At 70.6% G+C, this 15,741-nt stretch carries 7 protein-coding genes; 2 read left to right on the top strand and 5 right to left on the bottom strand.

What is annotated here, in order from left to right; translation table 11 throughout:
* Positions 1-33: 33 nt before the first annotated feature.
* A complete protein-coding gene (locus ABWI04_RS29375) occupies positions 34-1,515 on the bottom strand; it encodes a hypothetical protein (protein ID WP_353834483.1) in 1,482 nt (493 codons plus the stop codon).
* Between the two features lie 42 nt (positions 1,516-1,557).
* Positions 1,558-3,318 (bottom strand): CpaE/TadZ family protein, encoded by a 1,761-nt coding sequence (locus tag ABWI04_RS29380; RefSeq protein ID WP_345177060.1) that lies wholly within the window; start codon positions 3,316-3,318, stop codon positions 1,558-1,560.
* A gap of 150 nt (positions 3,319-3,468) precedes the next feature.
* Between ABWI04_RS29380 and ABWI04_RS29385 the strand changes: the two genes are divergently transcribed.
* Complete coding sequence (locus tag ABWI04_RS29385; protein ID WP_345177062.1) at positions 3,469-6,111, top strand: ATP-binding protein; 2,643 nt, start codon at positions 3,469-3,471, stop codon at positions 6,109-6,111.
* Positions 6,096-10,148 carry a hypothetical protein gene (locus ABWI04_RS29390; protein WP_345177065.1) on the top strand — a complete coding sequence of 1,351 codons (4,053 nt, stop codon included), beginning with the start codon at positions 6,096-6,098 and terminating at the stop codon, positions 10,146-10,148. The genes ABWI04_RS29385 and ABWI04_RS29390 overlap by 16 nt, the downstream gene beginning before the upstream one ends.
* A 96-nt stretch (positions 10,149-10,244) precedes the next feature.
* Here the strand turns inward: ABWI04_RS29390 and ABWI04_RS29395 are convergent, their stop codons facing one another.
* The 3 genes from ABWI04_RS29395 to ABWI04_RS29405 form a co-directional block, all read right to left on the bottom strand.
* On the bottom strand, positions 10,245-10,793 hold the full coding sequence (locus ABWI04_RS29395) for a hypothetical protein (protein ID WP_345177066.1): 549 nt from the start codon (positions 10,791-10,793) through the stop codon (positions 10,245-10,247).
* A 280-nt stretch (positions 10,794-11,073) separates the two neighbouring features.
* The gene (locus tag ABWI04_RS29400; RefSeq protein WP_353834484.1) at positions 11,074-14,880 is read right to left on the bottom strand and encodes a hypothetical protein; all 3,807 of its coding nucleotides are present in this window, start codon (positions 14,878-14,880) and stop codon (positions 11,074-11,076) included.
* Between the two features lie 142 nt (positions 14,881-15,022).
* Positions 15,023-15,673, bottom strand: coding sequence for a hypothetical protein (locus tag ABWI04_RS29405; protein WP_353834485.1), 651 nt, complete (start codon positions 15,671-15,673; stop codon positions 15,023-15,025).
* Positions 15,674-15,741: the final 68 nt, after the last annotated feature.

The following is a 15,741-nucleotide window of genomic DNA, read 5'->3' on the forward strand; positions in this document are numbered from 1 at the left end:
GCGCGGCCCGCGGGCCGCGCCGGTGGCGTGCGGTCAGCGTTCGACGAGCCGCTCCGGCGCGGCGGACGGCCCCGTGACGGCGTACCGCAGCGCCGCCGGGAGCCGCGTCTCCGGGTTGGCGATGAGGCCGCCGACCTGCCCCGCGCCCGCCATCTCCTCGGCCACCGCGCCCGGGCGCACGCCGAGCACGTAGTCGGCCTCCATCGGGCTCACCGCGGTGACGCACCCGGGGGGCAGCGTCGCGTACGCGCCGAGGAAGACGCGGCTGCCCTCCGGGATCAGCGAGGCGAGCGCGCGGAGGACGATCCGCGCGGCCGGACCGGTCACGGTCACGGTCTGCATCTGCTGCAGCGCCTGCCGGATCCGGGCGAGCTGCTCGCCGCTGACGACGCCGCTGGCGACGAGGGCGTTGGTCTTCGGGACCACGCCGTTGCGCCGGCTGATCACGACGGAGTCGTTCACCTTCGACACGACGAGGCCCCGCTTCTCCCGGGAGGCCGTGATCGTCTTGACGGCCCGGCGGGACGCGGCGAGGCTCGGGAACCCCGGGATCTGGTGGATGCCGCGCGCTCCGCAGACGGTCACCTGGGTCCCGTGGACGTGCACCTCGTCGATCGTCTCGTCGCGCATCAGCTCGCCGAGCAGGTGCGTGCCGTTCAGGACGTGGTAGACCCTGCTGGCCATGGCCGGATCCCCGCCGGTGTGCCGGGTGAGGACCTCCAGCCAGAGCTCGGCCACGCGCGGGCGGAGGCTGGTGGCGATCCGCTCGGCGGTGGCCCACGCCGGGTCCGCCGCGGGCGGGGGCGGGGGCGTGGTCCCTTCCGCGGGCTCCTGCGAGGCCGGTGCGGCCTGCGGGGCGTCAGTGGTCTGCGGAGCCTCAGTGACCTGGGGGATCTGCGTGGTCTGGGGGGTCTGCGTGGTCTGGGGGACCTGCGTGGTCTGCGGTGCCTGGGCGGGGGCCGCGGCCTGGAACCCCTGCCCGGCCGTTCCGAAGGGCGTGCTGCGCGTCATCCGGTGATCTTGCGTGGACGCGGGGGTCCACGCCGGGGCGTCCGCCTTCGGAGCCGAGGGGGTCTCGGCGCTCTGCGCCGGCTCGGGGTCCTGGGGAGGCTGCTCCGCCGGCGCCTCCGCCGGCGCTTCCGGCTCCTGCTCCGGGGGCTCTGCCTGCGCCTCCGGCTTCGCGGCGGCCGGCGGCGCCTCGGCCGGCGCCCCGCCCGCCCCGGCCGCCGCCTGGTCGGCCGGTGCTCCGGCGGACGGCTGCGCCGCCGCGGGGGCGGCGCCGTTGGCGGAGTCGTCCCAGGCGGAGAACAGCGACGCCCAGTCGTCCTGCGGGCTCCGCTGGTCGGTCTCGGTCTCGGAGCCCGCGGCGGCGCCCGTGTCCGCCGGAGCGGGGGCGCCGGTCACCAGGAGCTTGTCCTGGGAGGGTTGCTCTTCCGGCCCGTCGTCCTCCTCCTGGCCGACGCCGATGGCCGCCCAGAAGTCCATTCCGGTGGCGGGCTCATTTTGCGCTGCCATATGGCCGCTTCCTTTCTCGTGAGAGGGCCGGATCAAAGATGATCACTTGGGGTCCATACCGAGGATCCTCTTCAGGAGGCCGCCCCGGTTGCCCGCCGGCTGCGCGGCCACGGCCTGGCCGAACACCGGGTCCCCGGTGACGAACTGGAGGATCTCACGGAAGGTGACGTCCAGGTCCGGGCCGATCTGCAGCGCGTTCAACCGGCGGTTGTTGGCGGCCTGCGTCCACTCCAGGTCCTCGGGGATCATGCCGACGAACCGCCAGCCGGGCATGAGGTCCATGACGTCCTCCGGGCTGCAGTCCACGTCGGCGCGGGCCCGGTTGAGGATGAGCGACAGCTTCTCGGGGTCCACGCCGCCGCTCCGGGAGTGCCGCGGCATGGTGATCGCGCTGAGCCAGGCTCGGGCGGCCTCCAGCGTCACCCGGTTGGGCTCGACCGGGACCAGGATCGCGTCCGCCTCGGGCAGGACCAGGTCGGTGAACGTCATGTGGTAGAGCTCGGCGACGGGCGTGTCGACGAACACGAAGTCGAACGCCTGCCGCAGGACCGCGATGATCCGCCGGTACAGCATCGCGTTGATCAGTGCCGGGTCGGCCATGGTGATGTCCTGCGGCCCGAGCAGCGTGAACAGGTCGGCGTCCGGGAGGTGCGCGAGATGGGCGCGCACGTTCTCGACCCTGAGCGATCCGTTCGACCGCAGCAGGTCGAGGATCGTCGGCGACTCCACGTTCAGGTACCGCGCGACGTCGGCCTGCTGGAAGTTGGTGTCGACCAGCGCCACCCTCCCGGGCCGGCCGGCCGCGTGCAGATGCCTGGCCGCGTAGACCGACAGGTTCACGGCCGTGGTGGTCTTGCCCACGCCGCCCTTGGCGGAGGCGATGGCGATGACCCGTCCGAGGGCCGGGGCGGGTTCCTCCGCCCTGACCAGCGCGGCGGCGGGCGTCTGCTGCGGCCCCGGCCATCCGTTCGAGACGGGCTGGGCCGGCATCGCGTTGTGGTCCTGCCTCGTCGCGGACTCCGGGGCCGGGGCGGGCTCGACCTGGCCTCCGGGGACGGGCTGCTGCCCCGCGAACCCCTGCTGACCCGGCGCGGCCGCCGGCCACGGCTGGGAGACGGGAGCCGGGGCGGAGGGCGCGGGCGGTTCGACGGCCTGCGGAGGCGCGGCCCCGGGCGGCTGCGCGAAGGACGGCGGCTGCGCCGGGTTCGGGTTCCAGCCGCCGGCGGAGGTCTGGCCGGTGGCGGCGGGCTGCTCGGGCGGCGCCGGCGCCGGTGGCTGCGCAGCGGGTGGCTGCGCGGCCGGGGGCTGCGCGGCCGGGGGCTGCGCGGATGGTGGTGGGGCGGTCGCGAACGGTTGGGCCACCGGCTGCCGGCCCGCGGCCGGCGGCTGGGACGCGGCCGGAGGCGGCGCCGCGGCCGGAGGCGGTGCGGCGGGCTGGGCCGGGGGCTTGCCGGCGATGCCGAACAGCGCCAGCAGGTCCGACATCTTCAGCTGCCCGCCGATGACGTGGACGCCCGGGGCGAAGGCGTCGCCGCGATCCGCGAAGTACCCGTGCACGAGCACGGTGAAGCCGCGGCCGGCGAGCCCGTTCGCCAGAACGGCCACGCCCGCGCCCGGAAGGTCCTCGACGAACCCCGGGGCGAACATGAAGGCGGCGGGGGAACCGACCCGCCCGCTCTTGGACAGGTCGCGAAGTTCCGCCGCGGAGGCGGCGTCGTACACCGCGGAGAACCGGCCGGTATCCCGCAAACTCCGGGCGACGCCCGGATCCCCCGCGACGACGAGGTTCGGCGCAATTGCCATCACTCAGTGTCCTCAGCGCTCTGGTTGTCACCCGGTCGGCGAAGCGGCCGGAATCTCTCTTAGCGACTGTGCGGACAATGACGGATGCCGCCAGCCCCGGATGCCGGACTGTCTCCCTGAGAGCCAACACGACCTGGGAGATGACAACACATGGTCAACCTGAGGGCGGCGCTCGGACGTCTCACCGGGACCAGCCGCGCAGGCCGTTCCGAGGCCGACACCGCCACCATGTGGACCACTCCTTACGCCTGGCGGACCGCCGACGGCGTCTACGTCGGCTACAACGGCGAGGTGTGGATGTACCGCACCGTGCGGTTGTCGCCGATGAAATGGGAGGACCCGGCGGAGCAGCTGTCGCTGGCGGCGCCGCTGTCCAGGCTTCTCGGCGACCTGGGCCGGACGTCCCGGCAACCCGTGGGCGGCCTGGCGACCCTGTCCAACAACCGCAACGTCCACCTGGTCTCGATCACCTGGGACGACCTGGTCACGCCGCCCAAGGAGAACACCGAGGAGCTGCGCGCCTACCAGGCCGAGGCGTTCGGCTTCCTGGCCCCCAAGCGCGTCCTGTTCGTCGGCGTGCAGCTCAGGTCGTCGCTCATGGACAAGACGTCCCGGGCCGGCAAGGGCTCGCAGGGCGGCATGGCGACGTTCCAGGCCTTGACGGATCTGGTCAAGGACTCCATGGCGGACGACGTTCCCGACCTGGCCGACTTCCGCAAGGACATGGAGCACCTCGAAGGGATCTTCAAGCGGGCGGACGCGCAGCTGCCGACCCGGCAGGAACTCGACCAGCTGGAGTCCTGGTACAACCTCGGGCGCGGGCCGGACGCGGTGATCGAGGAGATGCCGACCCGGCTCGGCGTCACCGGCATCGGCGAGCTGGAGATGGCCGCGGTCATGCGGTTCGACCAGCCGATCATGCCGTCCCCGGAGGCCCAGTGGGCGCTGGACGTGATCAGCCACCCCGGCGACGCCCCGCACGTCATCTCCATCCGGGCCGAGCTCGAACCGGCGAACCTGACGCGGGCCCGGGCCCGCCGGGCGCAGCGCCGGATCATGAACAACATGGAGGAGGAGCGCAAGACCCAGGACCTGGAGAAGGTCGAGCTGTCCCAGACCTTCCAGCAGGCCAAGGAGGTCGAGGACTACCTCGCGAACTCCAACCAGCCCATGCTGGCCAGGTGCAGCTTCGTCATGGCGCGGGAGGTGACCGACGCCACCGAGACCTACATGGAGTTCCTCGCCCAGTACTACGGGATCCAGATGAAGGCGCTGGAGCACCGCCAGATCCAGGCGCTGGAGGAGACCCTGCCCTGCTCCTCCGTCCGGGTGAACCCGTTCCTGCAGGACGTCAACGTGCCGATGGTCTCGCACGCCGGGCTCCAGGCGTTCTCCGACCTCGGTGACGACATCGGCGTCTACGGGGGGCTCATCGACCCGGACGGCACGCCGTTCTTCGTCGACCCCCTCGGCGCTCCGCGCAAGAACCTGCCGCCGGTCTTCGGGATCTTCGGCGACCCGGGCAGCGGCAAGACCTTCTTCGCGCAGTCCGTCGCCACCCAGGCCGCGCTGAACGGCCTGCCGGTGATCTTCGTGAACCCGAAGGGCGGCGACTCCCTCTACGGGATGGTGGACTACGTCCAGAGGCTGGGCATCCCCGCCGGGCGCGTGTCGATGTCGGCGCTGGAGGAGTCGCCCGGGGCCTTCGACCCGTTCCGGTACGCGCCGCCGACGATCGCGGCCGAGATCGCGAACGTGCACATCCTGTCCGCGCTGGACGACTCCCGCGACGGTCTGTCGCTGTCGGAGCGGCTCGCGCTCGGCTCCGGGCTGAAGCGGGGCGCGCTCAACGGCGCGCGCTGCGTCTGGGACGCCCTGAAGTACGTCCCCGGTGACGACGCGGACCGGGTGCGCGGCCTGGTGGAGCAGCAGATGGAGGCGTCCTCGATGTTCTCCCTCGGCATCGCCCTCCAGCCGCTGCCCCGCCTGGACATGTCGCAGCGGCTCACGCTGGTCGACTTCGACCGCGAGCTCGGCCTGCCGGAGGGCAAGACGCCGAGCGAGTACTCGGTGTCGGAGCGCATCGCGCTGGCGGCGGTGCGCCTGGTCATCCGCGCCTCGCTGGAGATCCTCATCGCCAACCGCTCGGGCGTGCTGATCGTGGACGAGGCGTGGACCTTCCTCTCGCAGGCCGAGGGCCTGGCCTCGCTGCAGCGCATCTCCCGCGAGGGCCGCTCGCTGAACATCATGCCGGTGTTCCTCACCCAGCGGATCGCGGACGTGGTCACCAAGGACCTGGAGTCCTACCTGAGCCGCGTGCTGGTGCTCAAGCTGAACGAGAAGCGCGAGGCGGAGACGGCGCTGCGGCTGTGCGGCCTGCAGCCGACCGCCGAACGGCTCGCGCAGATCCGCGAGTTCGGCCCGCTGCCGCCGGAGGACGGCAAGCCGGCGCGCTGGGCCCGAGGGATCTTCCGTGACCTGTTCGGGCGGCACGCGCAGGTCGTGCTCGGCCCCACGCCGCCCGAGGCGGCGGAGGCGTACAGCACGAACCCGGAGGACCGCCGCAGGCGCGAGGAGGCCCGCAAGCAGCGCGAGGAGGCCGAGCGGGCCGAGTACGAGGCGGCCGTCACCGCGGCCGCGCAGATCGACCAGGCCGCCGCGCCGCCGGGGCAGAACGGCGCGGCCCAGGCCCCGGCGGGCGAGGACATCGGCGCCGCGGCGCACACGGGGCACGACGTCAACGCCGCGCCGCCGCAGACGGGGGAGGGGCAGAACCAATGGCTCGTCGGCTGAGGCCCGGTCGTGGGCGTTCCGGTGACCCCCGGAAGGGGAACCCCCGCGGCCAGGGGGAGTCGGGCGGCGCCAAGGCGGCGCGCCAGAGCCCGCGCCGCGGACTCCAGCTGCTGGTGTGGGCGCTGGCGCTGACCGTCTTCGGCGGTCTGGCCCTGCTCTCCGGACAGACGGGGGGCTTCGGGTCCGGAGGCCAGTCGTCACGGGCGGCCGCATCGCCCGCGCCGGTCACGTCATCTGCGCCGGTCACGTCATCTGCGCCGGTCGCGTCGTCCGTGCCGGTGGCGCAGCCCGGGACGGGCTCCGACGGGCGCCTGCTCGCCGCGCCGCTGCGGCCCGACCCGGGGGAGCCCACCGGGTCGACCGACGTGTGCTCGAACTACAAGGAGCAGAGGGACTACCTGCCGCTGCACCGGTGGACGTCCTTCGAGCTCTTCGTGGTGGACAACGCCCGGATCTTCAAGACCCAGCGGTTCGTCTCGATGATCGCGGGCCTGATGTTCATGGCGGCCGGGCTCTGCTGGCGGATCATCGGCACGCTGATGGGGTTCGGCTACTCGTTCGACATGATCTGCCAGACGGACGCGGCGAAGACGATCAACTCCGTCGTGCGGACCTTCTCGCTCTACGCGGCCTGGTTCCTGATCCCCGCATGGCTGTTCGTCCTGGCGGCGGTGGTCAAGAGGTGGTCCGCCACCGGCGGCAACCGCAAGGGGCCGGCCGCGGCGATGCGGCTGGTCGCGGTGTTCCTGGCGGCGAACGGCCTGGTCTTTTTCATGGGCGACCAGGCCGACAAGCACCAGGACAACCCGACGGCGCCGTACACGGCGCCGTGGATGGCGACGACCGTCCAGGGCTGGTTCGGTGTCGCCTCGTCCTCGCTCAACAGCCTGCAGAAGATCGGAAGATTCAACGAGGGCAAGGACACTAATCCGGTCTTCTACGACAACCAGGGCGGCGGGACCGGCAAGGTCACCTGCGCGGCCCTCGACGCCACGCTCTACGACCAGTACGAGAAGGGCAACGGAGCGGCGAGCTCACTCGGCGACAACGGCACGACGACGCTGATGCAGGTGAGCAAGATGTGGGAGATCTCGCTCGTCCGTTCCTGGCAGACCGCGCAGTTCGGCGAGGGCACGAAGGACTATCCCTCGCCGGCGCACGCGTCGTGCCGCTTCCTCGAAGCCAAGGCCGACGTGTCCTCCGCCAGCAAGATGAACGCCTACGACATGTCGGTCGGACTCAAGCCGGGCACCACCAAGCCGGAGATGGCGCGCGGGTACTTCATCTCCCCCGGCGCGGACGAGCAGATGATCTTCGTCGCCTGGGGCGCCTGCAAGGGACCCGACAGCGGGGACGGGGGAGGGGCCAAAGAGCAGCCCCTCATCGACCAGTGGAACGCGCCCGACATCGACGACGCGAAAAAGGCGTGCGGGAAGCTTTTCAGCAACAAGGGCTACGAGAACGACAAGAGCGGCACCCAGCTCAGCGTCGCCGGCATCGACGTTCTCTGCTTCATGTGCGACAACGGCACGATGGGGCCGTTCTACTTCAACGGCGACGACGAACTCAAGGACAAGCTCGGGAAATGCTACGCGAGCCAGCCGGCCTGCCAGGCCGACTGGAACTTCGTGAGCGCCTGGCTGGGCAAGAACCAGGCCCAGCGTCTCACCCAGGGCCTGCTGTCGATGATCGTCGCCTTCGTCTTCCTGTTCGTCATGGGACCGATGGCGATAGGTATGACGGTGTCAAGTGTGGGCTTGGCAGGCCTGGTCATGATATTGCCGATAACATTTTTGCTGATCGGGGCGGGTCTGCCGCAGGGAATGCGGGTGCTCAAACTCACCGGCGCGGCGGCGGCGGGTGATTTCCTCTTCACCCTGGGTCTCACATTCCTGACGATGTTCACCGACACCACGTACCAGGCCATCGAGGCGACGACCAACGACGCGACACCGAACTTCTTCCAGCAGGTCGCGCAGGGCGCGGCCCCTCTGGTCGCGCTGTTCCTGTTCAAGAAGATCAGCAAGATCCTGAGCCTGGGGGACATCTCCACCACCAGCGGGGCCACGGGATTCGCCACGGCCATCGTGATGCGGAGCAGCGGCGACCCGAGGCTGTCGCGCAACGCCGGTCAGCAGGTGTCCCAGCGCCTCGCCCGCCTCGGCGTGGGCCGGGCGCGGCTGGGCGCCCTGGACGAGCGGTCGCTGCAGCGGCGCATGCTCGACAACCGCGCGACGCGGGCGGTGGCCGGCGCCGCGAAGCGGCGTGCGCAGCGGGCGGCCCGCCCGGTCACCGACTGGGCGAAGGACAAGTACGACGGCGGACGCGCGCGCCTGCAGCGCAGTGTCATGAATCTGCAGCACAAGGCCGCGTCCGGCTCGCCCAAGCAGCGTGCGGCGGCGTACGCGGGGCTGACCGCGGGCCTGGCCGGGTTGACGATGATGGCGCCGCCGGCGGTGCTGGCGACCCTGCCGCTGATGGCCTTCACCGGCGCCGCCGCGTCCGTCCGCGGCGGCCAGGCGCTCGGCGACGCGATCGGCCCCAAGATGCTCGGCAAGGGTGCGGCAGGCGCGTCCGGTCCGCCGCTCGCGGCCGGGATGCCCACGGCGGCCAGTGCCCGGACGGCCATGCGGGAGGCCGACGACTGGCACCGCAACATCATCAGGGTGAGCGACCCCGAGGAACGCCAGAGACTGATCGCCGAGCGCACCGAGGACGTGTTGAACGCGAGGCGGGCACGGCTGTGGGGCGCCGGGCAGCCGAACGGGCTCCACCCCGACTTCACGGGATTCGACAACGAGGCGGAGCTGGAGCGGGGACGTAAGCAGATGGCGGACGAGATGGGGCTGAAGCCCGACGACATCCTCATGGGGATGAGCGGGCAGGCCCTCCCCGCTCCGCCGAAGTTCGACAGGGTGACCGGACGGATGGTGTACCCGGAAGGGCTCACCCCCGAGCAGTTCGGCCACTGGATCTACCACATGGACCCGTACACCCTGGAGAAGAAGCCGGGGGAGACCAACGACCAGCAGATCGCCCGGCTGGTCGCGCAGGCGGCCGAGCGCGGGTACGTCACCTCCGACGGCCAGGACGTCGACGTGCTGCTCGCCAACGGGTTCGACACGCGCCTTCCGGAGGTGCGCGAGCGGGTGGCGCACGTCGTGTCGGGAGGCAAGGACCCGGAGATCCAGGGGATCCGCATCACGTCCCGCCGGGCGGAGGACGTCGCGGTGTCGGCGAGCCGCGAGTGGGCCAAGATCGACGCGGTGATACCGCCCATGCCGACCTCGCCGCCCACGGTCCACCTGCAGGGTCCGTCCCAGAACGTGATGGACGTGGGCGACGCGGCGCGCCAGGACGTCGTCGGCGGCTTCAGCAACGTCAGGGTCAACTCCGGAACGGCGGGGGAGGCCTGGCAGCAGATGCAGCGGCAGGCCGGCGAACTCCGCAACCTCCTCCAAGAGCTCAATGACATCAACGCCGCGCAGGCCTCGGGCTTCGGAGCCGACTTCCAGGTCGATCTCGGCTCGTTCCGCCGGCAGATCCAGGACGGCGTGCGGAACCTGGAGAACGTGGGCACGCAAGTGCGTGACGCGATCGACGCGTTCTCCGGGGCGCAAGGCGTCTGCGAACTCCAGGTCCGCGCCGCCGGATCGGGGGGAGGCGCGATCGACATGAGCGAGATCGCGCGATTGGCCGACCGGTTCACGGCGAAGATGCGGCGGGACCAGCAGCAGTTGCACGAGGAGGTCGAAAGGCTGTTCGGCGCCCTGTCCCGGCCGCTGGACGACGCGGACGGCGCCGGCTCGATGATGGACGCCGTCGACCGGCTCACCGACCTCCTCTCGCGGCGCATCTCCCGCGAGGAGCGGAGCGGCCAGAGCGTGGCCGACAGGATCAGGGACATGGAAGAGGCGTTCAGGAACAGCGCGTCGATGTCTCAGAGCGACCCCCGGATGTCGTCGAGCCAGAGCCAGCCGGCCGACATCCGCCACATCATGAGGGAGATGTTCAGCCGGCAGATGAGCGGGAGATGAGCGGGTCGTAGTCCCGGGATCCTTCGCCCGAACGCAGAACCGGCCCCCACCCTCTCGAGGGTGGGGGCCGGTCGGTGTCGGTGTCGGCGTTCACGTTCACCCGCCGACGTGCTCGCAGGCGTTGACGCCCTGCGTGCGGCAGTCCGTGTACTTCAGGTCGTACTCCGCCACCTTGTCCCAGAACTCCTTCGGGGACGTGATGCGCGTCCACTCATGCAGCGCCACACCGGTGAGGGTGTCGGCGAGCTGGAGGTGGTCGTTGGAGACGGTGACCTCGATGTCGCCCCCGGTGTCCCGCAGTCCGCTGAACACGAACCCGGAACCCGTGCCGTAGCCGGTGAAGGGCTTCGGGTCCTCCGGGAGCTTGGTGCCGGAGCCGGACCAGGTGACCTGGGTGTAGTCCCCGGTCACCTGCTTGCCCACGCCGCGGTAGGCCTTGAAGTGCAGCAGGCCGAACTTGCTGCCCTCCGAAGCCCACGCGAAGTACTCGTCGTACTGGGGCTGGGTCGGGTTCGCGGTCGTGCGACCGGGTCGGCCGTCGTCGTGCTCCGTGCCCGAACTCGTCAGGGTGATGCCGATTGCCGCCGCGATCGCGACGACCACGGCGAGGAGACCGAGTACGATTGCCAGATTCTTGGGCTTCACGCTTGTCACGGTTAGTCCTTCCGGGGAAGGCGCGAGAAGCCGGCGGATGGACCCGGCTTCTGTGCGCGTCTGATGAGACGCAAACGGGGCCGGGTCGGCTCTGTTTGCAATGTGCCCGTCAATTGTCGCGCACTACGCACCTACTTGCAAGCGGACGGTTCCTTGTGTTCGTTTCCGGGAGGCTCGCGTATCGAGCGCCGACGCCGACGGGAAACGGCCGTTACGCCGTTTCCGCATGTTTTTTGTCACGCGGAAACGGCGTCAGTCGCGGATTGGCTTATCACACCTTGCTGGCGTCGACCCAGCCGGACCAGACGGCGCTGTCGTAGGCGCGCTCGACCCTGGAAACGTCCGTGCTGGTGTTGGTGTGCACTTTGTAGCCGTCGGCCAGTTGCATGGCCACATGACCATAAGTGGGTTCCACCAGGTCGCCGGGCTTCAATTGGCTGAACGGGATGTTGTGCACCCAGGACACCTGCCGGAGTGTATGGGTGGTGGGGGCGTTGCCCTGGTACAGGTTCGGAATCGCGCCGCTGTCGCGGTAGGCCCTGGAGACGAAGCTGGAGCAGTCGGCCGAGTTTCCGCTGTTGCGAGTCGGGCCCGCGCTCGGATTGGTGTTCTGGGTGTAGATCCAGTTGAGGTGGGTCAGGGCCCATTTGATCGCCATCGCGGCCTGCGGGGTGCGGGCCTGGGCGACCGAGTCCACGCACAGCTTGCGGATGCCGATCTCCTTGGCCCCCTGGCGCAGGGTGTTGCCCGGGGCGTTCTCGGGGCACCCGTCGGGCCCGACCGTCACCTGCACGGTGCCGGTGTCCAACGTGCCGCCGCCGCCGGTCGCGAGCGACCCGATCAGCTTGCCTGCGCTGTCGAACGGGGGGATGACGCCGCCGAAGAACCAGGCGTACTCGACGGCGACCTGCTCCAGGGGCAACAGGATCCCCTGCGTGTTGCTGAGCCGGGTCCACGCCTCGGTCGCGTCCGGGGCGATCGGCGCGCCGACCGGCTTCAGCGGGCGCAGCGCCAGTCGCGGAATGACGAGGGTGTCCTCACCGACGACCGGCGGGGTCTCCTTGTTGGCCTCCTCCCTGCCCTGGTAGTAGTTGCCCAGGCCGTTGAGGTTGGTGCTGTCCGCCCCGCTCCCCGCCAGGTCCGCGGCGATCTGGGAGAGGGTGCTGTTGTAGCCGGGGGCCCAGGAGCCGATCATGCATGCGGGGTCGTCACCCGGGTCGGTGATGCCGTGGGCCTTCTCGACCGTATCCAGCTTCGGCTGCCACTCGCTGTACACCTTGTCGACGCCCGGCGGCTTGTCCAGCGACGCGAACTCGTTGGCGTACGGGGCGACGTCGGTCAGGAACTTCCTCATCACCGCGATGCACTTGTCGGACGCCTCGAAGGACTCCTGCCCGGGCCCGATCAGCGAGAACAGCTTGAGGTCGGTGCCCATGGCGATGCTGAGCTTCTGCCAGCCGCCGACCATCGGCTGGAAGACGCCGAGGTCCTTCGGGCGGTCCTCCGGCGGGACCTTCTCGACGGAGAGCACCAGCTTGGCGGCGCCGGCGATGTTCTTGTCCACATCGCACCGGTCCTCGACGCCGGCCTCCTCCGCCTCCTTCTTGGTCATCGGGAAGATCCCCTGGCGCGAGTCCTTCTTGTCGTCGCACCCCTCGGTCTTCCACTTGCCGGCTCCATAGCTGACCGACATCGCCTCGTTGACGAGGGTTTCAACGGCGGCGGGCCTGTTGTCCTCCACCGTGTACTTGAACTGCCCTTCCTGGTACTTGCCGTCGGTGACCAGGTAGAGGTTCTGGATGCGGTTGGTCTCGCAGCGCCAGACCGTAATGATCTTGAAGCTGACCGACCACGGCTTCTCGGGGTCGTCCGGCGCAGGGACGGCGCAGGGACCGTCGGGGTTGGCGGTCCGCTCCATGAAGATCCCGGAGGTCGCGATCGCCTTGCTCCAGTACTTGCGCGCCTCCGCCTGGTCCTTCTCGTTGCCGTCGGCCTTCCACTGGGGGCTCTTCGGGTCGCGGTGGACCTTCTCCGCCGCCTTGACCAGCTCGAAGGCGACGAAGTACGAGGACTGGCAGGGATTCTGCGGATCGAGGCCGTGCATCCGCATCTGGCCCGCCGCGGCGGGCGTGAGGAGGTACGGCCCGGTGCCCTGGTTGTCCTTGCCGCCGATGTCGGGGTCGGGGTTGGCGACGTCGCAACCCCAGGCGTAGACGCCGGCGCTCGCGGCTCCCGGCGATCCCGCGGCCGCACGGCCCGTGGTGGCGGACGCGGGAGCCGCCGCCGCGGCGGGGACCGCCCGGGGCCCCTCGGGCTGCAGGTGGTACGAGGCGGGCTGCGCCGCGGAGCCGGCCGGGTGCGCCTGCGCGGCGGCCCGCATCTTCGTCATGACGCCGTCGACGTACTTCCAGGCCGTCGGGTTGAAGTCACAGGCCCCCGGGCACTGGTCCCACTTCTCGGGGCTGGGGCCCCAGCTCCCCGTGAAGTGGTCGACCGCGATCGGCTGCCACATGTGGTACTTGTTCCACATCCGGATGATGTCTTCCTTGGCCCGCCGGTCCTGCACGCTCGGCGGAGCCTGGCACGCCCTCGCGTAGCCCCCGTAGTTGTTCCAGGTGCTGGTGATGTACTGGTAGGCGCCGCAGGCGGTGCTCTGGTTCGTCCCGGCATTGCGGTCGTAGACGCCGTTCGACTCCTGCATGCGCAGGGCCCAGAGGAACCAGCCGAGCTGGTGGCTGAAGTCGCCGTCCGGCGGCGCGACGTGGTTGCTCCCGGTTCCTGGCACGGTGGCGGTCGAGCCCGGGCCGGAGACCCCCTCGACCGGCCCCGGCCCAGCGCCGACGGTGTTGCTGGCGTTCACGTCCACGCCGCCCGTGCTGCCGTCGCCGGAGCCGTTGCCGCCGGGAACGTCCTTCGACTTGCGCCCGGGGTCGCGGTCGACATTGTCGTAGGGGCTGTAGCGGGCGAAGTCGGTCTGCGCCTTGGCGAGCCCCGCCAGGATCGTCCAGGGGACCTCGGAGTAGTCCTGCGCGCTGCCCGAGGTCTGCTCCGACGCCTGCTTGAGGATGCGCTGCCAGTTGCCGGGGAAGTACTCGGAGACCTTCTCGTCCGATTTCGGCTCCGGCTGGGCTTCCGGGTTGTCGTCGTCGACGTTGACGCCCAGAAGCATGGCGGCGATCAAGAGAATGGAGACGAAGACGGCGGTGACCGACACGCCGAGGGCCAGCAGGAGCTTGAGCTTGCCCTTCTCCTCGTTTTTGCTCGACCCGGACCCGCTGGCCTTCTCGTTCCCCTTCTTGTTCTTCTTGTCGCCCTTGGTGTATCTGCTCTGGAAGCCTTCCCAGAACGAGTCCGGCGCCAGCTTCCCGACGGGAGACTTCCTGAGCTGGCGCATCACGAGCCAGCGGCCGAGCCGGTTGTTCATGGCCTTGTCGTAGACGCCCGGCGCGTACCGGTCGAGGAAGCGCCCGAGAGCGAAGTTGGCGCCCTGGCCCACACCATGGGCGATCTTGTCGCCCTTGGTGTCGCCCTCCGGCATCGTCAGGCCGTACCTGCCCGCGACTTCCTCGGCGGCGTTCTTCGCGGCGTCTTTGGCGGCGTTCTTGGCGGCGTCGCTCAGAGCCTGCTTGACCCCGCGCGGGGACTCGCCGTTCGCCAAGGCCTTGTTCGGATCGTTCGGGTCGCCTTCGGCGGCGCCCTTCGCGGCGGCTCCGGCCGCCCGCTGCCCGGTGAGCGGATTGAGCTTGTTGAGCTTGACCTGTCCGCCCAGGAGCGACGCGTCGCCGTAGGGGTTCTTCCCCTGGCCGTCCACGCCGCGGTCGATGGCCGCCTGCTCCGCGAGGATGTCGGCGACGTTCTGCGGTTGCTGGGCCGCCGCGGCGACCCGGGGGTCCGAATCGAGGGTCGCGACCTCCTCCGGCGTGAGCACGGCCAGGTCGTCGGGCAGTTCGCCCTCCGCCACCGGTTGCAGCGCCGTCGGCCCGGACGTGGGCTGAGGCGGGTCGCCCAGAAGCTCACCGCCGTCCAGAGGCCGCGGTGAGATCTCGGAGCCCTTCCCGGGGCTGCTGTCCTCGTCCATCCAGGGCATTAGCCGCTACCTCGGTTCCGCTACCCTTGCTCAGCTCTACGCTCACCCCCCGGACGCGGGAGACGATCGACCATGACCGTCCGCCGATTCGCGGTGAGGGCAACGGACGGCCGTATACGGGCGCGAGTGCGCGCTAGCCCGCCCGCAAGGCGTATCCGCGCTCGTCCGGCTCCACGAGCAGTTGCACGACCTCCGGCCGCGCCCCGCCCGGACGGGTGATCGTCGCGCTGAACAGGTACTGGCTGTTGCCCGTCCTCGTGGGGTCCGCGACGGTGATCCCCTGCACCGCCGAGCCCGGTGCCATGCCCTTCTTGGCCGGAGACGGCCGCGCCGCGCCGATGAAGGGGATGCCCTTCCAGTTCCCGGACACCGTGGCCGAGGCCGCGGCCGTGGCCAGGTTGAGGGCGCCCGCCGGGACGACCGTCGTGCCTCCGCCCGTCACCGGGACCTTGGCGGCGGCGGTCGCGGTGAAGTCGTTGGCGGAGGCCCCGGTCGGAAGCACCTGCGAAGGGGAAGCGGAGGTGCTGGGCGTCTCACCGGGGCTCGGCGACTCGGTGAGGGTCCGGGGGTCGAGCGTCTGGACCTGGTAGCTCGGCGCCTGCCTCCCGGCGGTGGGGGCGCCGGAGGAGTCGCCGTGGTCGAGGACGGCGCTGACCGCCAGCATCAGGACGATGCCGCCGACGCCCGCCCACACCGCGATGTTCCACCATTCGGGCAGCTCGGTGTCCTGGAACAGGCGCCGCCGCCGGAAGCCCTGGCGGGCGTAGTCGGTCATCTTCGGCATGCCTCTGACCGTCGCCGGCGCGGGTGTCCGGGCAACCGGCCGGCGGTGATGTGTCGCGAATCGTTATG

Origin of the sequence: Actinomadura sp. NPDC000929, assembly GCF_040492065.1 — a bacterium.
GTDB classification, from domain to species: domain Bacteria; phylum Actinomycetota; class Actinomycetes; order Streptosporangiales; family Streptosporangiaceae; genus Spirillospora; species Spirillospora verrucosospora.

What these genes read in the sequence shown, in the direction of transcription:
- ABWI04_RS29375 (WP_353834483.1), bottom strand. Translation starts at nt 1,515, where the DNA reads ATGGCAGCGCAAAATGAGCCCGCCACCGGAATGGACTTCTGGGCGGCC.
- ABWI04_RS29385 (WP_345177062.1), top strand. Translation starts at nt 3,469, where the DNA reads ATGGTCAACCTGAGGGCGGCGCTCGGACGTCTCACCGGGACCAGCCGC.
- ABWI04_RS29390 (WP_345177065.1), top strand. Translation starts at nt 6,096, where the DNA reads ATGGCTCGTCGGCTGAGGCCCGGTCGTGGGCGTTCCGGTGACCCCCGG.
- ABWI04_RS29400 (WP_353834484.1), bottom strand. Translation starts at nt 14,880, where the DNA reads ATGGACGAGGACAGCAGCCCCGGGAAGGGCTCCGAGATCTCACCGCGG.
- ABWI04_RS29380 (WP_345177060.1), bottom strand. Translation starts at nt 3,318, where the DNA reads ATGGCAATTGCGCCGAACCTCGTCGTCGCGGGGGATCCGGGCGTCGCC.
- ABWI04_RS29405 (WP_353834485.1), bottom strand. Translation starts at nt 15,673, where the DNA reads ATGCCGAAGATGACCGACTACGCCCGCCAGGGCTTCCGGCGGCGGCGC.